Origin of the sequence: Pseudomonas sp. KK4 (assembly GCF_001984065.1) — a bacterium.
Classification (GTDB): Bacteria; Pseudomonadota; Gammaproteobacteria; order Pseudomonadales; family Pseudomonadaceae; genus Aquipseudomonas.
Genome location: NZ_LYVP01000002.1, coordinates 60,683 through 83,372 on the forward strand (window position 1 = coordinate 60,683; position 22,690 = coordinate 83,372).

Below are 22,690 nucleotides of genomic sequence, written 5' to 3' on the forward strand. Positions count from 1 at the left end.
ACCCAATCGTTATTGAGTTGTGATACCTCGTGCAGCGGTCATGTTTTAGATCGATTCATGCTTTAGGCCACTACGAAACGTACTACGCAAAGTGCGACTGATGCCTTACCTGGCGGCATTCCGTTTCTGCCGACACGTCCGGCATTTCCTTCCGGTATCGAGGATGCGCCCTGCATCATGCGCCAGCCCACTCTTGCCATTCTCGTCCGCCCTGTTCAATCAGCCGCGGAAGACTTATGAGCACTTTAAGATCCAACGACCCACACGATTCACAGCTCGCCTCACTGCTTGGAACTCTCGGCGAGCTGATCCGCCAGGCACGCCAGAAGGTGCTGAGGAACGTTGATACCGTACAAGTGCAGACTTATTGGCAGATGGGTCGGCATATCGTTGATTTCGAGCAGGAAGGCGCTCGACGGGCGGTTTACGGCAAACGGTTGCTGGCCAAATTGGCCAAAGATCTATCAGCCGACTTTGGGAAGGGTTTTGACGAGCGCAATTTGCGGTACATGCGAGATTTTTATCAGACCTTTCCAATTTGGAACGCACTGCGCCCCGAATTGAGCTGGACCCACTATCGCAGGCTGCTGAGGGTCGACAACGACAACGCCCGCCTCTGGTACATGAACGAATCAGTGAGCCAGAACTGGTCAAGCCGCGCCCTCGAGCGTCAGATCAACACCCTCTACTACGAGCGCCTGCTAGCCAGCCGGGATCGTCCCGCCGTAAAGCAGGAGGCCACCACCAACATTCAGCAAATGAAGGCTACCCCTCGGGATTTCATCCGCGATCCGGTGGTACTGGAGTTCCTTGGCCTGCCCAACGCGGGCAAGCTTCAGGAGAGCGAAATCGAACAGGCACTGATCGAACAACTGCAAGGCTTCCTGCTCGAACTGGGCAAAGGCTTTGCCTTCGTAGCCCGCCAACAACGGATCAGTACCGACAGCAAGGATTTCTATATTGATCTGGTGTTTTACAACTACCTGCTCAACTGCTTCGTCATCTTCGATATCAAGCGCGGCGAACTGACCCACCAGGATGTAGGGCAGATGGACATGTATGTGCGCATGTACGACGACCTTAAACGCGGAGAGAAAGACGGGCCTACAGTCGGCATCATCCTCTGTGCGAAAAAAGATGAGTCCGTAGTGCGTTACTCGGTACTGAAGGGCAACGAACAACTCTTTGCGAGCAAATACCAACTGGTACTTCCCAGCGAAGAGGAACTGCGAGCCGAACTGGACCGAGAGCAAGCATTTCTTGAAGAACGGCTGAATCAGTAAACGTGATGGTGACGATGGATTGTCCATCCGCAACCCGAGGACTATCGTGGGCAACTACCCGCAAAGGTCCAACGCCGATGAATTTGCAGGACACGCCCTCACTGGCCCCAGCCCAAATCGAGTTGCAGCTGACCGCTGACGTTTCAGGCGAACCCTTCAGGCAAGCCGCAGCCGACGGATTCATTCTCGGCGGCTTCACCTGGCGGCACTCGGCCAGGGACACTTCCCGCCCAATCGTGATCATCAACGCCGCCACCTCGGTTCGCTGCCGCCACTACTCACGCTTCGCCGATTATCTGTTCGCCAACGACTTCGACGTCATGACCTTTGACTACCGCGGCATCGGCGAATCCCGCCCGGCCTCGCTCAAAGGGCTTCAAGCCTCGTGGAGTGATTGGGGCGCGCTGGATTTCGAAGCGATGCTCCAACGTGTGCAGCGGGAGTTTCCCGGGCAGCCTGTCGACGTGGTTGGCCACAGTTTTGGCGGTTGCGCAGCAGGACTGGGGGCGTCCGGCAAGATCATTCGGAGAATGGTGACCGTAGGGGCTCAGTTCGCTTACTGGCGTGACTACGCGCCCGAACATCGCTGGCGAATGTTCGGCAAATGGCATCTGGTGATGCCAATGGTGACAATGTTGTGCGGTTTCTTTCCCGGCAAGCGTCTCGGCTGGCTGGAAGACACCCCCGCTGGCGTCGTCCGGGACTGGAGCACACCCACGCCGCGCTACGAAACACGGCCCAGCGGTCGCGCCATACAGGCAAAAGCCGGTCGCCTGCCCTTCGCAGACGTCACGGCAAAGATACTGGCCATCAGCATCAGCGACGATCCCTACGGCACCGTTGCAGCCATCGAGCGCCTGCTCGGCTATTTCACCGGCAGCACCAACACCCACCTGCGAATCACCCCAAAAGACATCGGCCAGACAGAAGTCGGACATTTCGCCTTTTTTCGCAGCGCATACCAAGCCACACTATGGCCCATTGCATTGACCTGGCTGCAAAACGGCGAACTGGCCCCCGATACCCCTGGGCAAACAGTGCCCCGCAGCTGAGCCACTACCCTTTCAACGAATTACGGAACGACGCCCATGGCCTCCGCCAACAAGCAGCAAAAACGCGCCACTCGCGCCAAGGCCAAAGCCAAGCAGAACCGCACCCAACGCGCCGCCGCGCCGGTCGAGCTGGACCCGAACGACGATCGCATCGATTTCGAATCGGTGGACCTGACCGAGCTGTTCAAGGAAATGATCGACGCGCAAAAAATCAGCCAACAGGCCATGTGCACCGCCTTTCTGGAACACCCGTTGCTCGCGCTGGTGCTCGAACAGGAAGGCGAAGAAACAGCCACAGACTTCATCATTTCCGCGCTGATCGAATACCGCCAATGGTCCGCTGAAGTCGACGAAGCCGCCGCCTTGGCCTGGATCGAATCCCCGGAGTTCCAGGTTGACTACGTCGCGGCCTCCGAAGCCATCGCCGCCCAAAACCAACAGAAACCAGACTGAGTTCCCATGGCCTCCCTGAACAAGCAACAAAAACGCGCCAAACGCGCAAAAGCCAAAGCCAAGCAAATCCGCATGGTCGGCAGAAAGCCCGCCGCACTGGACGACGACCTCGACCACCTCGCCGAGCCAATCCCGGACTACACCCTGGCGATGTTCAGCAAAATGCGCGATGCCGAAGTCATCAGTAACAGCGAGATGCTCTCGGTTTTGCTGACCAACCTGGCCTTTATCATCATTGACCATCCAGAATTGCTGGACATGGAAAACGCCGATAACGAGGACATGGCCGCCACCCATCTGGCCGCCGACATGCTCATCGACTACCGCATGTGGGCCGACGGCATGGACCGCGAAACGGCACAGGCATGGCTGATGACTCCACAATTCATCGACGATTTTGGCCAGGCGCTGGACAGCTATCGGCAGACGCTGGAAGCGCAGGACGGAAAAAGCGAGTAGCGCTGAGCCACCACACCAGGTCCACGAAAACAAAACGGCCGCCTGTCATCACTGACAGCGGCCGTTTTTTATTTCAGCAACGCTTGGCTCAAATCAGAACACTCAGCGCGCGATTGCCGCAACACCCCGCTCGTGACGACGACGGCGAGCCACCAGCACACCGGCGGCAACCACCAGGATGCTCAGCAGACCGGTCGCCAGGATTTCCACGCGGTGGGCGTCCTGGAACAGCATGATGGTCAGGGCAGCGACGATGAAGATGATCACCGCGTAGGTCAGGCCTGGGAACAGCCACATGCTGAAGACGATTTTCTCGCCGCGAGCCATGCGCTGTTTGCGCATGCGCAGTTGCGAGATCGCGATCACCAGGTACACCAGCAGCGCGATGGCGCCAGAGCTGGCCAGCAGGAACTCGAACACCGCAGCCGGGGCCACGTAGTTGGCGAAGGTTGCAAGGAACGCTGCGCCGGTGGACAGCATCACAGCCCAGTAAGGCGTGCCGCTCTTGTTGGTGCGAGTGGACATGGCAGGGGCATCGCCGCGCTTGCCCAGGGAGAACAGCATGCGCGACGAGGTGTAGAGCGCCGAGTTCAGGCAACTGGTCACAGCAACCAGTACCACGATGTCGACGATCATCTTGGCGTTCGGAATGCCCATGCGATCAAGCACGGTCTGGTACGAACCCACGCTGGCCAGAATCGGGTCGTTCCATGGCACCAGGGCCACGACGATGAAGATCGATACGAGATAGAACAGGCCGATCCGCCAAATCACCGAATTGGTGGCCTTGGAGATTTGCTTGCCCGGGTCTTTCGATTCCGCGGCCGCAATGGTCACGATCTCGGTACCCATGAAGGAAAACATGGTGGTCAGAATGGCACCCAACACCGCGCCCATGCCGTTTGGCAGGAAGCCCTGGGTGTCGAACAGGTGCGAAACGCCGCTGACCTGACTGTTCGGCAGCAAGCCAAAGATCGCCGCCAGGCCGAGAATGATGAAACCGATGATCGCCAACACTTTGATCAGGGCGAACCAGAACTCGAACTCACCATAGTTCTTGACGCTGAACAGGTTGGTGACGGTCAACAGCATTGTGATGACCAGGGCGAAGGCCCAGATGTCCACACCCGGGAACCAGGCATGCAGGATGGTGGCAGCGGCGTTGGCTTCCAGCGGGATCACCAGAACCCAGAACCACCAGTACAGCCAGCCGATGGTAAAGCCGGCCCAGTGACCGATCGCGCGATCGGCGTAAGTCGAGAAAGATCCAGTGTCCGGCGAGGCAACAGCCATTTCACCGAGCATGCGCATGACCAACACCACCAGCATACCGGCGGCAGCGTAGGCCAACAGCACAGCCGGGCCTGCAGCAGCAATTGCGTGGCCCGAGCCCACGAACAGGCCGGCGCCGATGACTCCGGCGATCGACAGCATCGTCACGTGACGCGGTTTGAGCCCCTGTTCGAGGCCGTTAGAGCTTTGGATATTGCTCATTGAAACTACCTTTGTAAGGAAAAGCGAATGCATGCATCCCGTCCGGATTTCTCTTCTGTAAAAAGAAACCAACGGGGCGTTCCGGAATCTGCACGCAATAATTGCGCCAAAATGTTTCAACTCCGTCTAATCCGGCGATCTCGACCTGACCGGACAGTCATCGCAAGTCATTGAAAGTAATAGCACTTTGCCAGAACGTTACCCTGCGACCCACTTCCTGGACGAAATGGCGCACCGGAAACACACCGCTAAAACCCTCAACGCCCAATAAAAGTGCATTTGGCCGGTTAACGCTTCCAACGCCCTGTCAAAGCTGGCAACATCGCGCCCTTTTTTACGCGACAGCCCACCGACGCCTGCGTCAAACGGCTGTTCGGTTGTTGATGTGGCGACAGTCTGCTGCGCCGATGCGACAACCTGCCCCACGCCACCCGTTTACCGCCCGTAGCGCTGTTGGCTGCCATCGAAACGCTATGCTAGGTTGGCCGCCTCGCCAGGAAGGCCAACCAACAGCAGGAGCGCAATACACATGAGGAACGCCCATGGCTGAGGCCACGCCTGCGCTTGAAATCCGCAACCTGCACAAACGCTACGGTTCGCTGGAGGTGCTCAAGGGCATCTCGCTGACCGCCCGCGACGGTGATGTGATCTCGATCCTGGGCTCCTCCGGGTCCGGCAAGTCCACGTTCCTGCGCTGCATCAACCTTCTGGAAAATCCCCATCAGGGACAGATCCTGGTGGCCGGCGAAGAACTCAAGCTCAAGGCCGCGAAGAACGGGGAACTGGTCGCTGCCGATGGCAAGCAGATCAATCGCCTGCGCAGCGAGATTGGCTTTGTGTTTCAAAACTTTAATCTTTGGCCGCACATGAGCGTGCTCGACAACATCATCGAGGCCCCGCGCCGCGTGCTCGGCCAGAGCAAGGCCGAAGCCATCGAAGTGGCCGAAGCCTTGCTGGCCAAGGTCGGCATCGCCGACAAGCGCCACGCCTACCCCGCGCAGCTGTCCGGCGGTCAGCAACAGCGCGCAGCCATCGCCCGCACTCTGGCCATGCAACCCAAGGTCATCCTGTTCGACGAGCCGACTTCCGCCCTTGACCCGGAAATGGTCCAGGAAGTACTTAATGTCATCCGCGCCCTGGCCGAAGAAGGCCGCACCATGCTGTTGGTCACCCATGAAATGGGCTTTGCCCGTCAGGTTTCCAGCGAAGTGGTGTTCCTCCACCAAGGCCTGGTCGAAGAGCAAGGATCGCCACAGCAGGTGTTTGAAAACCCGCTTTCGGCGCGCTGCAAACAATTCATGTCCAGCAACCGCTAACGGAGCTACCCGCATGCAGAACTTCAAGAAAATCTTCCTGGCTGCGGCCGTCACCCTGTCGTTCAGCGCCGGTGCCATGGCCGAGACCCTGAAGATGGGCATCGAAGCGGCCTACCCGCCGTTCAACAACAAAGATGCCAGCGGCAACGTTGTCGGCTTCGACAAGGAAATCGGCGACGCCCTGTGCGCCAAGATGAAAGTCGAGTGCACCGTGGTCACCTCCGACTGGGACGGCATCATTCCGGCCCTGAACGCCAAGAAGTTCGACTTCCTGATCTCCTCGATGTCGATCACCGACGAGCGCAAGCAAGCGGTGGACTTCACCGACCCGTACTACTCCAACAAGCTGCAATTCATCGCCCCTAAAAACGTCGACTTCAAGACCGACAAGGACTCCCTGCAGGGCAAAGTGATCGGCGCGCAGCGTGCGACCCTCGCCGGCACCTGGCTGGAAGACAACACGACGGGTGTTGACATCAAACTCTACGACACCCAGGAAAACGCCTACCTCGACCTGACTTCCGGTCGCCTGGACGGCATCCTGGCCGACAAGTACGTCAACTACGAATGGCTCAAAAGCGACGCCGGCCGTTCCTACGAATTCAAAGGCGACCCGGTGGAAGAAAGCGACAAGATCGGTATTGCCGTGCGCAAGAACGATCCGATCCGCGACAAGCTGAACGCGGCCCTGAAAGAAATCGTGGCTGACGGCACCTACAAGAAGATCAACGACAAGTACTTCCCGTTCAGCATCTATTGATACTGACCTGCCTGGCCGGCGCCTGATGGCGCCGGCTCTCGGCATTGCCTGCCGCGACAGAAAAAGACATCCATGATTATCGACCTCTACGGATTCGGCCCGGCGCTCGCCGCTGGCGCGCTGATGACTGTAAAACTGGCACTCTCGGCCCTGTGTCTCGGGCTGGTGCTCGGCCTGCTCGGCGCCTTGGCCAAGACTTCTGCGTACAAGCCGCTACAGTGGCTTGGCGGTACTTACTCGACGTTGGTTCGTGGTGTTCCGGAATTGCTCTGGGTGCTGCTGATCTACTTCGGCACGGTCAACCTGATGCGTGCCCTGGGCGAATTTTTCGGCAACCCCGACCTTGAACTCAATGCCTTCGCTGCCGGCGTCATCGCGCTGGGCCTGTGCTTCGGCGCCTACGCCACGGAAGTGTTTCGCGGTGCGATCCTCGCCATTCCCAAGGGCCATCGTGAGGCCGGCGTGGCCCTGGGCCTGTCGAAATGGCGCATCTTCACCCGGTTGATCATGCCGCAGATGTGGCGCATCGCCCTGCCCGGCCTGGGCAACCTGTTCATGATCCTGATGAAGGACACTGCGCTGGTCTCGGTGATCGGCCTGGAAGAAATCATGCGTCATGCCCAGATTGGCGTGACCGTGTCCAAGCAACCGTTCACCTTCTATATGGTTGCTGCGTTCATGTACCTGGGCCTGACGATCCTGGCGATGACCGGCATGCACTTCCTGGAAAAACGCGCCGCTCGCGGCTTCGCGAGGAGCACCCAATGAACTGGGACGTCATCATCAAGTGGTTGCCGAAACTGGCCCAGGGCGCAACCCTGACCCTGGAACTGGTGGCCATCGCCGTGATCGCCGGCCTGTTGCTGGCGATCCCATTGGGCATCGCCCGCTCCTCGCGTCTGTGGTGGGTGCGGGCATTTCCCTACGGCTACATCTTCTTTTTCCGTGGCACGCCGTTGCTGGTTCAACTGTTCCTCGTCTACTACGGCCTGGCGCAGTTCGATGTCATCCGTAACAGCTCGATGTGGCCGTACCTGCGCGACCCGTTCTGGTGCGCAACCGCCACCATGACGCTGCACACCGCGGCCTATATTGCCGAGATTTTGCGCGGCGCCATTCAGGCGATTCCACCGGGTGAAATCGAAGCGGCGCGCGCGCTGGGCATGTCCAAACCCAAGGCGCTGTTCTACATCATCCTGCCCCGTGCCGCGCGCATCGGCCTGCCGGCCTACAGCAACGAAGTGATCCTGATGCTCAAGGCCAGCGCCCTGGCCAGCACCGTGACCCTGCTGGAGCTGACCGGCATGGCCCGCACCATCATTGCCCGGACGTACCTGCCGGTAGAGATCTTCTTCGCCGCCGGCATGTTCTACCTGCTGATGGCTTACATACTGGTGCGCGGCTTCAAGCTGCTGGAGCGCTGGTTGCGCGTCGATGCCTGCCAAGGACGATGATCGCTCGGTGCTGACGGGCGAGAACCTGCTCGCCCGCTTCACCGCGCTGGATGCTTTTCTTACAACGCATCAGGTGTTGTGGAAACCACGGCCGTTCACTCATCTGCAGCTGCCTTGGGAAACTTCCTACCCTGAGTTAGCCAGTTGGCTACGCGGGCGGTCTTTGGAAGAGGCGGAAAACGCTCACAACCAACCCGCCCTGATGGATGCGCCGGAGCCTTTTGCGACCCTGGCGGCGATGTCCATGACGTTGAGCGCTGTGGATGAATTGCCCGCCCATGCGCTTCAGGCGGCGGGGCACCGACTGAATGTCGACGTGCCGGGGCGCAAGTGGGAGCAGATCGAAGCCTTCGCCAGTCGCTTGCAGTTTGCCGATCCGCCGAAACATTGGCTGGACTGGTGTTCGGGCAAGGGGCACCTGGGGAGACGGCTGCTGCGGGACGGCCAACAACTGACCTGCCTGGAGTACGACCCGACGCTGGTGGCGAGCGGTCAGGCTCTCAGCCAGCGCCATCAATTGCACGCCTTGCATGTCGAACAGGATGTACTCGCTGCCGATGCGGCCTCGTTGCTGAACGCCGAACACACACCCGTCGCACTTCACGCCTGCGGCGATCTGCATGTGCGCCTGATTCAGCTCGCCAGTGCCGCAGGTTGCAAACAACTCGCTATCGCCCCCTGCTGCTTCAACCGGATAAGTCTGACCCAGTACGCGCCGCTTTCCTCAGCCGCCAAAAGCTCTGACCTACAGCTGTCACTCGACGATCTGGCATTACCGATGAGTGAAACCGTGACGGCCGGTGCTCGAGTCCGACGTCAGCGCGACACTTCCATGGCCCGCAGGCTGGGCTTTGACCTGCTGCAGCGCCGACTTAGAGTCGTCGACGAGTACTTGCCAACCCCTTCCCTGCCCAGCGCCTGGCTGGACAAACCCTTCGCGGAATACTGCCACCATTTGGCCCAACTCAAAGAGTTATCCACAATCGGTCCTCAAGATTGGTCAGCCTTGCAAGAAGCCGGTTGGAGGCGACTGGCGCACGTACGCAACCTGGAACTATTGCGCGGACTTTTCCGACGCCCATTGGAGCTTTGGCTGGTACTCGACCGAGCGCTTTTCCTGCGAGAACAGGGCTACACCGTGCGCCTCGGCACCTTCTGCGAAACCCGTCTTACACCGCGCAATTTTCTGATTCTGGCCGAACGCGATTAATACACTGCAGCCTGTGGATAACTCTGTTGATGAAAATAGCGTGGATCCAATATTTACAGCTGTTTCAGGGGTGAAACGAAACTGTTCAGTTTTCGTACACCTCAATAAAAACCCAAAAAACAGTGGTTTGCGTACGTGTGTGAACAGATCCACAAATCCTTCATATAACCCGTGCAACCCAAATCCGGTTGTGCATAAGCGTTCGACGAAAAGGGCATAACCGCAAAAATAATGGGTGACTGGAGCATGGAATCACGTCCAAAACGGCGGCCTCCGAGCCTCACTGCTCCACGCTTAACGCCCGCGCAAAAATAGTCAGAATTCAGGGGTTTACAGAACCTGCCCAATCGCTATAATCGTCGCCCTGACACGCCGGTATAGCTCAGATGGTAGAGCAACTGACTTGTAATCAGTAGGTCCCGGGTTCGATTCCTGGTGCCGGCACCATACAAGGTTCCATAGAAAGCTTTCAAAGTCTCTGGAACCCCCGAAAAACCCGCCTTCTGGCGGGTTTTTTCGTTTTGGCGTTCCATCGGTTTCCGTCAGAAACTGGTGGATTCCAACCGTTTTAGGGGTAGTGTTAGGGGTAAGGTAATTCGATAAAGGGGGAGTACCCTTATGTCGCGCACCACTGCTCCGCTCTCCGATTCGGCTTGCCGCTCAGCCAAGCCCACCGACCGCGCTTACAAGCTTTTCGACGGAGACGGCCTCTACCTTCTAGTCCAACCCAATGGCCGTAAAAGCTGGCGTCTCAGGTATGTAAAACCTGATGGCCGCGAAGGACTGACCTCGTTCGGCAGCTACCCCGTGGTCGGCCTCGCCGATGCGCGCAACAAGCGCCTGGAGGTCAAGCGGATGCTGGCGAAAGGCATCGACCCTATCGAGACCAAACACCAATCCAAGACACAGGCCGCAATCAAAGGCCGTACCTTTGAAAGCGCTGCACTGGAATGGCACAAAGCGATGTCTGCCAAATGGGCACCGGGTCATGCGAAGACGGTTCTGAGCCGCCTAAAAACCCATGTATTCCCGCTGATCGGCGCTCGCTCTATTGTCGATCTGGATACACATGACCTGATGCAACCTCTGGAAGCGATCCAAAAACGCGGCACGATTGACGTCGCTTTAAGGGTACAAAACTACCTACAAAGCATCATGCGCGAGGCGAAACGCGCTCGACAGATCGCGGTAAACCCTGCCTCCGACCTTGAAGGTTTGATCAAAGCCCCGAGGGTGATTCACCGCCCTGCTTTACCCTTATCGCGTCTGCCTGAATTGCAGGAGCGTATCGACACCTACAGAGGCCGCGCACTTACCCGGCTGACGGTCATGCTCTCGCTGCATGTGTTCGTCCGCTCCAGCGAACTGCGCTTCGCCCGTTGGAGTGAGTTCGACCTCAAGCGCGGCACCTGGGAGATACCGGACACTCGACCCGCGCTGGACGGAGTACCCTTTTCAACAAGGGGTACGAAGATGGCCGGAGACATCCACCTTGTACCCTTATCGCCGCAAGCCGTGACCCTGCTTGAACAGATCCACGTCCTCACCGGCAAATTCGACTTGGTGTTTGCAGGCGATGCCAAGCCCTGGAAGCCCATGTCTGAAAACACGGTGAACAGCGCGCTCAGAAAGATGGGCTACGACACCAAAACGGAAATCTGCGGTCATGGCTTTCGATCAATGGCCTGCAGCGCACTGATCGAGTCAGGATTGTGGTCGGAGACAGCCATTGAACGGCAGATGAGCCACAAGGAGCGCAACAACGTCCGCGCCGCTTACATCCACAAGGCCGAGTTCATTGAGGAGCGCCGGCTGATCATGAACTGGTGGAGCCGGTACTTGGAGGCCAACCGGCAGGAGCACGTCACTCCACACGAATTCGCGCACCAGACCGGAGCGAACGTCACTCGCCTAAAAGCAAAACGTGGCGCAACCGAGTAAGCGCTCGGTCTTCATATCTCAGTGATCCGCTTGTCCACGCGGGTCCATCCAAACAGGGCTGCAAAGCCGCCCTGCTTGGATGGACCTCACTTAAAAAATCTAAAGCCCACGCAACTGTCTGTGGAAAACCACGGATTTCCACCGGTGGATAATTTCATCCACAGGCGCAGGACTCCCAAAAATTGGGGTCTTGACCCGAATTATCCACAAGCGTAGAAAAGATCGGGCAAAGTGCTGTCGTTGACAGCAACCCAGGTAGCTAGAACCTTTAAGGCTACGCCACATAGTGGTGGTTCTCCCAAAGTGCGATTAGCGTCCGGCGGCTCGCACAGTCACTCACCGAGTGATGGATGCCCACTTCAGATCATTGCCATTGCGGCAAATTAATCCCCCTACCCAGCTGCACTACAGCAACCTATCCGCTTGGCCATTTCACTGCGCCAACCTGCGCCCGTCTCTTTCTTCCGGAAAGAGACGGGCGCTCCTACCGCTGCTGCAGCCCAAATCGTACAAGGCTTTGCGGCATTCCCCCTCGTGACAATCGGCGTGACAAACACCGAAGTCGCCAGCAACAGCGATGCAGATGATGGTGCCGCAGCCCAAGGAATGGACTGCACCTGACTGACAGTTAGGCACGCCCCGGTCATCGCTTCACTGCCTTCACCCGACTCAGGATCTCGCGGTGCCGGTCTCGTCAGCCAGCGCAGCCTCCACCCGCCCACTTCTTCGGAAGTGTTCAGGAGGCCAGATCATGAGATGCCCAAGCTCCCGGTCGTAAAGAGCCGCCAGTCCCGCGTTAGTGGACAACCCTCACAGGTCGCAGGGGCCTTGATCCCTGATAACACTCAACATTCTTGGCGGGATGACGTGGGGTGAGGACTGAAGAGCAAGAGATGAGGTGACCGACATGGCATTGGTGGGTAGACGCGATGGTCGTAATTTCGGCTACGGCAGGCAATTGAGTTACGCAGGACCTCAGGCACTGAAAGACATGTTCGGCGGTGGCCACTACGGCACGGTCAGGGCGCACAGTGATCGCTGGTTGGCATTCGTGAGGTGGTGCCGCTCCGAACAGGGGCCCGGCATCAATGATGCGCGGCAGATTGATCGCAAAGTGTTGGCCGACTATGCGGCGTATCTGCGTGACGTGGTTAGGCGCGGTGACCTCGCCGTCAGCACCGCACAAAACCGGCTATCCAGCGTTAACAGGACCATGGCGGCGCTTCGCGGTGATCAGTATGTGAAATTGTCCAGCCCGAGCAAGGCGTTGGGTATGCAGCGCACTGGGGTTCGACACTCGGTGTCTCAGGGCCAAGACCGCGAACAGGTTAAGCAGATTGTCGATGTGCTTTGCAGCCATCATCAGCTGCGGGCCGCCGCGATCGTTCTGTTGGCGCGAGCCACCGGCATGCGCTTGCGTGAGGCCATCTTGGCTGACCTGCCACGGCTGAGCCGTGAGGCTGAAGACTTAGGCAGGATCAACATTCAGGACGGCACCAAAGGCGGCCGTGCCGGAGCCTCGGCGTCCCGCTGGATTTCGGTCAATGATCAAGTTCGAGGTGCACTTGGGGTTGCATGGCAGGTGTCGCCTGCCGGTAGCCGCAACATGATTGCGCCACACGAAAGCTACCTGAGTCTTCTACAAGAGATCATCCGCCCTGCGCGCGACATCCTGCATGCACACAACCTCAAAGGCTTCCATGAGCTACGAGCGGCCTATGCATGTGAGCACTATGAGCAAATTACTCAACACCACGCGCCCATCAACGGCGGCCATTGTTGCCAGGTAGATAGGAACCTTGATCGTGAGGCCCGGAGGCAAATCAGCTATGAGCTGGGGCACGGTCGGATCGACGTGGTCGCTGCCTACATTGGCGGACGGGCATGAGTAAGCCATTCGATATGGGGCTATTCATGTCAGGGGTACTTACCGGGTCTCATTCCACACGCGTACGTCATATACGCCAAGCAAAGGCCATCCAAGCAGCCATCTCTGATCGCTGGCACCGGGAAAACCCATGGACTTGGCAACAAAAGCATCTCGAGTGGTTTCTAAATCACCATGTGAGCGTGCTCACTGAATCAACACGCTATTACTATCTACTCACAAGCCGCTTAATCACTCTCCGCTTAGGAAAACCTTGGAAGTTTAATGCTCCAAGGCGAGTACATATCTAGGAGTGGTTCAATACGCGCTTTCTTTGCGTACGGCGATACGCTGCTAACGCTCCTGGAGAAGATATATTCACCTTGCGCGAAGCCTCTGCCGCGGATATTGTAGTAGCAATTTAATATCGCAGACGTGCATTAGATATGTATCAATGCAGCTAGCGGATTCGGTATCGATGTAGCTGCTTAGTGCCCCTAGAGCCTTACGTGATTAATTGAGAACCTCGATGATTACAGATGATCTACAACACATCCTTCAATTACAAAAAGATCTTTGGCGCTGGCCGAAGTCTAGATCTTCCGTGATGATTGGTGCAGGATTTAGCTTGAACTCCCAAGCACTGCCCGGGGTAACTTCACGTTTCCCCACATGGAATCAGTTAGTCAATAGAATGTTTGACGAACTCTACCCAATACAGGCTGGGATGACAGACACTGAGAGGAAAAATAGAAAAGAGCGCTTTCAAAGTGAAAATTATCTTAGATTGGCTAGCAAATATGAAGCGGCTTTTGGTTATGCCCGGTTAGATAAATTAATAAGAGACATGAACCCTGACAATGACCATCTGCCGGGAACTTTGCACAAAAAACTTCTTGAACTGCCATGGAATGATGTATTCACCACAAATTATGACACCTTACTAGAGCGTACGGAAGCTTCAGAAAGAACATATCAGACAGTATCGAACGCGGCAGAGCTACCTGGAACTTTATCACCACGAATATTTAAACTACACGGATCATTTTCTAGAACCGAACGTTTAGTAATTGCCGAAGAACATTATAGAACATACCCGAAAGATTCAGCTCCGCTTGTTAACTCGGTGCAACAATCGTTACTGGAAAACAGCTTTGTTCTATTAGGTTTTTCAGGAGACGACCCCAACTTTTTAGCATGGACTGGCTGGATTAGAGATGAACTACAAGATAGGCACTCTGCCATCTATCTTGTGGGCCCACTGAATCTAGACAATACAGATCGACTACTACTAAAGAAACGTGGGGTCACACCAATAGATCTTTGCCCCATGTTCAAAAAAAATGAACACTATGATGCACTTTTATGGTTTTTAGAGTCATTGGCAAAAGCAGAACCACAGCGTCCTGAGAACTGGCTAGAGAAACTTCCAGCTACGAAATTTCAATCTGCATTACCACTAGCCACCGCAATTCAAGATCTTCCACCAGCCCTCCCAGACTTTGAATCAGGTACAAAAATATTGCTCCCAAGCGATATTCGCGACCTAACAAACATCTGGAAACATGAGAGACTTTCATATCCAGGATGGATTGTTGCACCAGAAGCGAAACGAGATATTGTTTGGCGATCAACGCAAAAATGGCTAAGTGCCTTTCAAAACACGATCACCACGCTAGATGAAATTGATAAATTGATTTGTATAAAGGAGCTAATCTGGCGCTTCGAGCTTTCGATGATGCCGCTCGATCAAGGATTAATATTCTCGTTTTACGATGACCTGGTGAAAACTTATTCAGAGCTCGAATCTCAGAAATTTAAAGCCAAGAATCACAAAAGCGCTCTATTCGGTGATTTATCAGGCGTTCAAATCAATGAAATGTGGTTATATATTGCGCTTGAAGTGATGCGAGAGGCGCGAGAGGTATATGACGATAGCCGCTGGTCTGAAATCTCAGCAATGGTTAAGAATCTTTTATCGGAAACCAGAATAAAATCTGAAAAATTCATATACGAGGGCTTTCTAAAGGCTGCATGGGATGTTCAACTGGACCTGGATATGAAGGAGCTATCAGCATGGGCTCCGCCCGCCAGTATGCCAATAGCACAAATTTGGAAAGCCGGCTTGTTGATCGAAACTGGTGGAGCGAACGAAGCAAAGTCGCTTCTACGATCCGCTTTAAAAAACATAAGAAGAAGCGCGCAAAACAAAACCAACAATATCGAACTTCTTTCACTTGAAGGCTGGTGCACATACTTAATTAGCTATGTGAGCTTTGGTTATCGCCGGGAGGTAGAGTTCAACCACCGGTGGCAGGAGCTCAAAGCGTGGGATTGCAATCCATGGGAACTGCGCAGAGAACTTGAGCGCCCACTCGACGAGACGAATTTAACTGACTCCACGAATGAAATCGTTAAACGTATTGGCTTTGATCCTAAGGCGGTCAGCCGTGCAAAAATTTATGGTGGTGGAATACGCACCATCAGATCCGCTTTCGCTTACTTACGTCATTTTGAGCAAGTCGGAATGCCGATGTACTGCCCCGGCATAAGAGTTTCGGGCAATCATTTGGAAAAAGCCCTGCAAATCGTCAAACCTTATTTGGGCTTTTGGAGCCCAGCGATGATGGTAAGGGCACGCCAGTTTGAGCAGATCACAGAAAACCCAAATTTACTGAGCCGTCCTGAAGTAGCTACTATGGATGTAGAGCTAGCAAAGAGGCTTAATAGGTGGGCATTAGCTATATTTGAGAAACAAACAGAAAAATATTACCAGTCGCGACACCAAGAAATACTCGAAGACAATCTCGTCGTTGGCTTACCAGAAATTCTATCAAGGCTCTCATTTAAACTTTCGCCGGAAGAGCTACAGTATTCGTTCACTGTTGCCTTAAGACTATATTCTAACTTATCTAATATTTCCGTTCGAGCGATGACCAGTGTTTGTCACGTTTGGCTTACTCGGATCTATCAAGCAGCGACAGATCAACAACTTGAAAATTGGTTACCACAATTACTAAGAGCTCCCTTCCGCGAAGCAGAGAGTGACTTCTCACGAGGCCGCAGCGGTTGGATAGATCCCATGAGTACTTTGCCAATACACAGAATCTCCTTAAAACCTAGGCAGTTATCTTCAGATCTAAAGAGCTCTATAGCTTGGTTAAACGGCAAGATTCATAGCCTTACCGGCGAATCGAGATCATCGGCAATTTGGCGATTGCTAATGTTGAACTCCGCAGCGCTGCTTGACAAAGAAAACAAAAAAACGTTCAAGGATCTATTATGGCTTGATGTAGCGCCTGATGCACTACCATCGGACTTACATCCTTTTAACTACCTCCATTTGCCTAAGCGCAATGAGCGGTCATTTCATGAGCTTTTCAAAAAACATTTAATCAGCATCCCATTTGTCAGCAGCCTCACTGTAGATGATGGACGAGCTACACTTCGATCAAATCATGAATTCCCCTCAGAACGCTTTAACAACATCACAATGTCATCAAAACCGCCAGTGCAGCTGATCAATCAGCCCAATGGCTTAATCACTTGGACCGCGAACGAAGTAACAGAGTTATTCGATGAACTCTCAAACTGGTGGAGCGAGATAAAAGAGTACAGTTTTAAATTTGAAGAAATTCGTCGACCTGGAGCAAGAAACATTGGAGATTTCATAGCTCGCCTGGTTGGTACGAATGCCGACACGCTGCCTGCAACATTTGTGCAAAGAGTTATTGATTGGGTTCTATCGCTTAGAAGTTACGAAATTTTTGCCGACACCGCCTTATCAGCTTTATATTTCCACGGCTCATCTTCCCAAGAAACCATAAAAACCCTAATACTGGGAGATGTAACTAGCTGCGACGAGCTGAAAGTATTAGGCGCAGCTGATGCCATACAATACCTTTACGCAATAGCACAAACACAATCAAGGCCGATAGACTCCGAACTTCTATTGCAGCTAGTGTATCGTGTAGCCTTCCGATCAGAGGTCGGTCTCACTAAGGTTATAGAGCGTGTTATGTTATTAGTAGCGCAATTCCCAAGCAATTTTGATGAAAACACGATCTTGATGCTTTGCAATAGTCTAAACTATTGGAGCGAGGCCGTTTCACTCCCCGTAGAAGATGAAAGTCATGGTTTCCATAAATTGACAAGGCCAGACCTGCAAGCCGGAATAGCAACTTTGGCTGGCGCGTTGTCGGCGTGGTTATCTCAGAACCCGGGAACGCTAAAGCAACACACCGCGATTAAACACTGGCGTGAACTATGCGCTAATAGTTGCCTTCCAGAGGTAAAGCGAGCTTTTTCCGAGGGATTGAAATATTCAAAAATAAAATAACAATTGATGCAGCATATATTATGCTGCATCATAATTTAGCCAAAGCCAAAAAGGGCAGATCGTTCTCAATAACTCCACCCCGACACAATTAGTTGGGGCGGAGTCACATAATACTATATTCATGTGACTTGATTGTCGCGTTTTTAATTACCCACAGGCCCTGCTCTCAAGCGCCACTTCTGCTCACTCGGCTATGTTTAGCTTACAGCCATAATTAGGCGAGTCGACCATCAGTGATGACAATCTGATTATTATCGCGAAATCTCTAAAAGGGTAGTTATTGGGATAGAAAATAATCACTAAACAAGTAAGCCCTTTGTTATGAATGAGCTAGTCAACGATTCGACTCCTGGTGCCGGCACCATTTAAAATCAAAGGCTTGCAGTGATGCAGGCCTTTATTTTTTGCGTCGGACGTAACAAGCGACGTAATAGGCACGAAGCGAGTGCTCTTATCAGACCTCTTGCCGGATGCTTGGGCGGACTGCCATTGGAGGCGAGCTTATGAAGCGGAGTTTCTTGGACTGGAATGCCGCACTCGGTACCCTGATAGCCCTCGCCGCATTTTTGCTACCCGTGTATTTGTGGCAAGCAGACTCAGCAGCCTATTCATTGACAGTTCGGCTCGTCTCATCCTCTGCTCTTGAACTCCCCCCTGATTCCAAGATTCACGATATGCAAATAGTCGTGAATGGCGAAAAAATAGACGCTCCCTATGTTTACTCCCTAGTACTCATCAATACCGGCTCGAAGCCTATTCCTTCTGGGAACTTTGAAACTCCGCTTCAGATACGCACAATGAACGATGGGAAGCTTGTTACAGCGCAGATCACTGGGTCCGAGCCAGCCGATATACCCGTCAAATTGTCGGTCGAAGAGAACCAGATAAAAATTTCGCCTTTCCTTTCGAACCCCGAAGACCAAATTGCAATCACCCTCGTCAGCTCAGGACCATTGGAACTGACGGCACAAGCTCGCATCTCCGGGGTGCGAGATGTTGTTTTCGAAGATACGTCTCAAAATAAGACGCGCCCGCTAGAGGCAACATTTTTCGCCGTATTAGCTGTGCCATGTTTGGCGTTATATCTGTTCTTCCTTCCGACATCGAGATCGCGAGGGGCAATCAAGATCGTGGCAGCGGTAAGGTATCTGACGACGGTCGTGCTCTTCGTATCAGGCGTGCATTTCGCTGCCAGAGTCAGCGGAGAACTCAACTATGGCGGAAGCTCTTCAGTCATGGTGATCCTTCCTTTATTCATAATTGGTTGGATCATCATGGTATTGCTGGAGCGCAAAAACCGTGCCGAAGGCCCGGCCTCGTGATCGTCGACCTCCAGTTTCCCAAGCTGATAACAAGGGTTCGATTCCCCTCACCCGCTCCACCACCTTCAGGCTTCCAGCGGTATCGATGTGACGAAGCGTAGAACTGGTGACAGTTTTGGTGACAGTAACTGTATTCCTGAGAGTGACTGTGCAGCAACGTGCATGCAAAACATCTGAGGGACCTTTGCCAGCGCCCCCTCCCTAGGCGCTTTCGGCATTTCATGTTGACCCACGGGAAAGAGGTAAGGACGGTTAGTTTTAGTCTGATCACCCTGTAAGCTTTGTTCTGTGCGGCTTTGCGGCTACTGATCCAAGTTAGGTTTTGGTTAGCAGAGGGTTATTAACTAACCTTTATAGATGTTAAAACCAGTAATATAAAATCTCTATAAATCAGTAAGCTACAATTTACTAACCTCTTAACCTCTAAAGTTAGCTCCAAAGCCCAGCAAACACGGGGCCTGTAAACATCGCCCTCCCACACTTCAAAAACTAACCCTGTTCCCAAGCCGCTTCATAAAATCGCTCACCGACATCACTCTGTCGTGCGTTAAAACGGCCCGTTCCTGCAGGGTTTCGCAGGGGTTTTCAACTCCACTAAATGCCAGAGCAAGTCCCAGCAGGCCTGCGCCGCAATCCGTGCAGAAGATGAGGAAATAACGACACATGTAGCCCGCAGGCGTGGCGGGGGGGACGAGCGCGCGCCAGGTGTCGTTTGACGGTTGTGATGTCCGTCGGCCTGGCATGACGCATCAGATGAGGGGAACAGCTAGGCGGCGATGCCGGTGCGGATGGGAGCAACTTGCGTCGAACCGAGTGCGTCCGTAACCGGGCGCACACAGTTTGAGTAACCACAACCGAACGCACCCCCCCGGTTAAACTGCTGACCCGCGCGATCATGGACGCGCAACTGCCATCCGGCGCACGCCAGACCTACCACCATGCCTACGGCTACATTGTCGCCTCGCAGGATGCGGATCTAGCCGACACGGCCGATAGCACACTCATGTGCACTACCGCCCACCGTGCCAGGAACGACGCCCTGCGGTGTTTGCAGGCAAAAAAGATGAAGACTGATTCATGAGCGGCCGTAACACGCCCAACCGCTTGGCCGGGTTGAATGCCGCTGGCGAATCGCAAAGATTACTAATGGAAAAGGTGCGCCTCCCATCAGGTGGTGCTATACGTGAACTGTGTTAAATCATCACATCGTGATACTGTTCATAAATACAGTACATGCAGCCCTTGGTCTGAATACGTTCGAACCTCTGAGAAAGCTGCTTGACTAATTGATACACATGGTGATAATTCGCCACCATTTGCGATGTGTGTCCCCACCGGAGTGGGGAAGAGAGGGTAATGTGATTTTCAGCGATCAGAAGGTGGCGCAGATGGCTGCTTTCTTTTTGGGCCAGGCTCAAGGAGCAATGCCGCATCTGAAACTCATCAAGCTCATGTACTTAGCGGATCGTGAGTCGATGGCCCGATTTGATGTTCCAATGACTGACGACCGCCCGGTATCGATGCCCCACGGCCCGGTGCTATCCAGTACCCTTAATTTGATTAAGGGTACATCGCGTTCAGATGCTTGGAGCCACTGGATCTCGCCGCTAGAAAATCATGAAGTTCGCTTGGCTTGCGAGATCGAAACACTGGACGACCTTGATGAGCTAAGCAAGGCCGACCTGAGTGTCATGGAGTCTGTCTGGCAACAATTCGGCCATATGTCGAAGTATCAGCTTCGCGACTACACTCATAAACATCTCCCCGAATGGCATGACCCCAATGGTTCATCGAAGGACATTGACATTCGAGAAACCTTTCAGGCACTTGGACAAGATGCTGAGCTAGCAAAGCGTAAAGTTAAATATTTGCAAGAGCGAAAAGCTCTTGGAAGAGTCTTAGCCGAGTTCACTTAATGCCAGGACCTGTTTTTCAGAAGGGAACTCTGCTGATCCCAACTGGTGGATCAGACCACCTGCATGTGGTTATGAATGACCCTATTCATTGCCCCGTCCACGGGCATGTCGTTGTTCTTTTGGTCAACATTTCAACCGTTTATCCCGATAAGTTTCATGATACCTCATGCATTCTCACACCGGGCGGTCACCCTTTTATCAATCGAGATAGTTGGGTTGTTTATCGTGAAGCCGTGATTTCTCGTGTTGATCGTGTTGAAAATGGAGTAAATCAAAACGTAATTAGAACTCACCAACCATTCCAGCAGAATGTTTTTGATCAGGTAAGGTACGGATTTGATGTCTCGCCACACGTTGCGACGAAAATTACTCGCTTCTTAAAACAGCACCAAATCTAAAACTGCGCAGCGACTTTAACCCTGCGCCGGAATCTCATACGGCCGGAACCGCACTACCTCTTCCCCCAACCAGTCGTTGATGTGCAACAACCTGGGCCTGCTCAGGCACTAGCTCGTTGACCGCCCAAACCCGCGCCGCATCGCGGATGGATCCAAACCCACCAGCGTTCTGGGGGACCACGCCCATCAACTGAGGCGGGATCCGCAGCATGGCGAGCTGGTCGTCCCGGCTGATGTTTTTGATCGCACCGAAATCATCCTTCGCCGCCACCTCGCTGATCGGGATCAGTTGCAGACCGTCTTTCTTTCCGCCCGGGGCATACATGAACAGGTTGCGGAAGTTGCCCGGATCCTTGCTGTTCTTCATCGCGATCCGTAGGTCGTTGACGAAATCCTCGTTCTGGGCCGCGTCAGTTATGTACATGATGAAACCGACATGGCTGCAATTCTGGTAATACTTGCGTCGAAACAGTGTCGCGCTCTCGTTGAGCAGCGCGCTCTACAATGCAGGTAGCCACTCGGGCAATCCGTAGATTTCCTGGTTGATATCGACCACCCGCATGGCAGATGCTGCCGGTCTTGAACTGGTGCTCGTCCTTCGACCCGTTCACCCGGTAACAGATGTCAAGGTCGGTACCGCGGCGAACGTATTTGGCCAGGCACGGCGTAAGGCCGATCGCCTGGCGAAGCATGTTGTCGCGCTTCTCCAGGCATAGGTTGCCTGACGAACCCCAGTCCATGACGATCTGCTCAAGGCTTGCCGACTAAGCAGACTGTGCGGGATGAAGGTACGGGCCAACGGGTTGCGCTTGAAGCTCAGGCCCGACTGCAGGTAAAGCTGGCCTTCGACTTCGCCAGTCGATTCAGCGCTACCGGCGGCTCGTACCAACGGCCATTGGACCAGCACTCCAGTGTCGAGGATCTCCTCGCCATCAAACACCGGTACTGGATCACCGAAGGTGAATGCCATCGACTGGTCGCCTGCGGCTTGCATCAGGTGTTCACCTTCGATGCGTTGAGACGTGGCGGTCTGTGTCTCGCGGCGGTTGCGGCGGCTACTCATCAGTAAATTTCCATGAAGCCGGTGTTGGCCGAGGTCTGACCCTCCAGCGGCTCGTTCTGTAATGCGTGAAAGAGTGCCCACGCCAGATCGTCGTGGCCGGTGTCGTCAGTGCGGCCAGTGTAGGTGACTTGGCGACCGCCCGCGGTGACGGTCTTACGGATGAGCTAAGCCGGGCCACAGACATTGCGCGATCTATTTGGCGGCGGGCATTACTGCACGGTCAAGGCGCACAGTGATCGCTGGCAGGCGTTTGTGCGCTGGTGTCGCTCGGAGGACGGTCCGGGGTTCAATGATGCGCGGCAGATTCATCGGCAGACCTTGTTGGACTATGCCGGACATCTGCGGCGTCATAAATCTGATCGC

16 protein-coding genes, 1 tRNA gene and 3 pseudogenes are annotated in these 22,690 nt (G+C 54.4%); 17 read left to right on the top strand and 3 right to left on the bottom strand.

The window, feature by feature from the left end; genetic code table 11:
• Positions 1 to 236: 236 nt before the first annotated feature.
• From B0W55_RS01020 to B0W55_RS01035, 4 genes are all read left to right on the top strand, one after another.
• Positions 237 to 1,283 (top strand): YhcG family protein, encoded by a 1,047-nt coding sequence (locus B0W55_RS01020; RefSeq protein WP_077044201.1) that lies wholly within the window; start codon positions 237 to 239, stop codon positions 1,281 to 1,283.
• Positions 1,284 to 1,360: 77 nt separating this feature from the next.
• Positions 1,361 to 2,335, top strand: coding sequence for an alpha/beta fold hydrolase (locus tag B0W55_RS01025; protein WP_077044202.1), 975 nt, complete (start codon positions 1,361 to 1,363; stop codon positions 2,333 to 2,335).
• Positions 2,336 to 2,371: 36 nt separating this feature from the next.
• Positions 2,372 to 2,788 (top strand): hypothetical protein, encoded by a 417-nt coding sequence (locus tag B0W55_RS01030; RefSeq protein WP_077044203.1) that lies wholly within the window; start codon positions 2,372 to 2,374, stop codon positions 2,786 to 2,788.
• Positions 2,789 to 2,794: 6 nt separating this feature from the next.
• Positions 2,795 to 3,247 carry a hypothetical protein gene (locus tag B0W55_RS01035; protein ID WP_077044204.1) on the top strand — a complete coding sequence of 151 codons (453 nt, stop codon included), beginning with the start codon at positions 2,795 to 2,797 and terminating at the stop codon, positions 3,245 to 3,247.
• A gap of 102 nt (positions 3,248 to 3,349) precedes the next feature.
• Here the strand turns inward: B0W55_RS01035 and gabP are convergent, their stop codons facing one another.
• Positions 3,350 to 4,741, bottom strand: a complete 1,392-nt coding sequence (gene gabP / locus B0W55_RS01040) for a GABA permease (RefSeq protein WP_077044205.1) — start codon at positions 4,739 to 4,741, stop codon at positions 3,350 to 3,352.
• A 542-nt stretch (positions 4,742 to 5,283) separates the two neighbouring features.
• Between gabP and B0W55_RS01045 the strand changes: the two genes are divergently transcribed.
• The 12 genes from B0W55_RS01045 (at position 5,284) to B0W55_RS01110 (ending at position 21,264) form a co-directional block, all read left to right on the top strand.
• Positions 5,284 to 6,057: an ABC transporter ATP-binding protein gene (locus B0W55_RS01045; protein ID WP_007972784.1), complete on the top strand. Its 774-nt coding sequence runs from the start codon at positions 5,284 to 5,286 to the stop codon at positions 6,055 to 6,057.
• Positions 6,058 to 6,070: 13 nt separating this feature from the next.
• A complete protein-coding gene (locus B0W55_RS01050; protein WP_077044206.1) occupies positions 6,071 to 6,817 on the top strand; it encodes an ABC transporter substrate-binding protein in 747 nt (248 codons plus the stop codon).
• A gap of 72 nt (positions 6,818 to 6,889) precedes the next feature.
• Positions 6,890 to 7,585 carry an ABC transporter permease gene (locus B0W55_RS01055; protein WP_077044207.1) on the top strand — a complete coding sequence of 232 codons (696 nt, stop codon included), beginning with the start codon at positions 6,890 to 6,892 and terminating at the stop codon, positions 7,583 to 7,585.
• On the top strand, positions 7,582 to 8,271 hold the full coding sequence (locus B0W55_RS01060) for an ABC transporter permease (protein WP_077044208.1): 690 nt from the start codon (positions 7,582 to 7,584) through the stop codon (positions 8,269 to 8,271). The genes B0W55_RS01055 and B0W55_RS01060 overlap by 4 nt, the downstream gene beginning before the upstream one ends.
• Entirely contained in the window at positions 8,252 to 9,481 is a 1,230-nt protein-coding gene (locus B0W55_RS01065) for a methyltransferase (RefSeq protein WP_077044209.1), read from the top strand. The genes B0W55_RS01060 and B0W55_RS01065 overlap by 20 nt, the downstream gene beginning before the upstream one ends.
• Positions 9,482 to 9,852: 371 nt before the next feature.
• Positions 9,853 to 9,928, top strand: a tRNA-Thr gene (locus B0W55_RS01070).
• A 171-nt stretch (positions 9,929 to 10,099) separates the two neighbouring features.
• Entirely contained in the window at positions 10,100 to 11,422 is a 1,323-nt protein-coding gene (locus B0W55_RS01075) for an integrase arm-type DNA-binding domain-containing protein (RefSeq protein WP_077044210.1), read from the top strand.
• 907 nt (positions 11,423 to 12,329) lie between these two features.
• A complete protein-coding gene (locus B0W55_RS01085; RefSeq protein ID WP_077044211.1) occupies positions 12,330 to 13,310 on the top strand; it encodes an integrase domain-containing protein in 981 nt (326 codons plus the stop codon).
• Positions 13,311 to 13,818: 508 nt separating this feature from the next.
• On the top strand, positions 13,819 to 17,628 hold the full coding sequence (locus tag B0W55_RS01095; protein ID WP_083743150.1) for an SIR2 family protein: 3,810 nt from the start codon (positions 13,819 to 13,821) through the stop codon (positions 17,626 to 17,628).
• A 503-nt stretch (positions 17,629 to 18,131) separates the two neighbouring features.
• The gene (locus B0W55_RS01100) at positions 18,132 to 18,950 is read left to right on the top strand and encodes a hypothetical protein (protein ID WP_077044214.1); all 819 of its coding nucleotides are present in this window, start codon (positions 18,132 to 18,134) and stop codon (positions 18,948 to 18,950) included.
• Between the two features lie 1,358 nt (positions 18,951 to 20,308).
• Positions 20,309 to 20,866: a Panacea domain-containing protein gene (locus B0W55_RS01105; protein ID WP_256576159.1), complete on the top strand. Its 558-nt coding sequence runs from the start codon at positions 20,309 to 20,311 to the stop codon at positions 20,864 to 20,866.
• A complete protein-coding gene (locus tag B0W55_RS01110) occupies positions 20,866 to 21,264 on the top strand; it encodes a hypothetical protein (protein ID WP_077044215.1) in 399 nt (132 codons plus the stop codon). The genes B0W55_RS01105 and B0W55_RS01110 overlap by 1 nt, the downstream gene beginning before the upstream one ends.
• A gap of 15 nt (positions 21,265 to 21,279) precedes the next feature.
• On the opposite strand, the pseudogene B0W55_RS01115 reads toward B0W55_RS01110, so the two are convergent.
• A pseudogene (locus tag B0W55_RS01115) lies at positions 21,280 to 22,327 on the bottom strand (phage portal protein).
• Positions 22,327 to 22,488, bottom strand: a pseudogene (locus B0W55_RS31450) (hypothetical protein); the annotation flags it as partial. The pseudogenes B0W55_RS01115 and B0W55_RS31450, both read right to left, overlap by 1 nt.
• A 7-nt stretch (positions 22,489 to 22,495) precedes the next feature.
• Between B0W55_RS31450 and B0W55_RS31040 the strand changes: the two are divergent.
• A pseudogene (locus tag B0W55_RS31040) lies at positions 22,496 to 22,675 on the top strand (integrase); the annotation flags it as partial.
• Between the last annotated feature and the right edge of the window lie 15 nt (positions 22,676 to 22,690).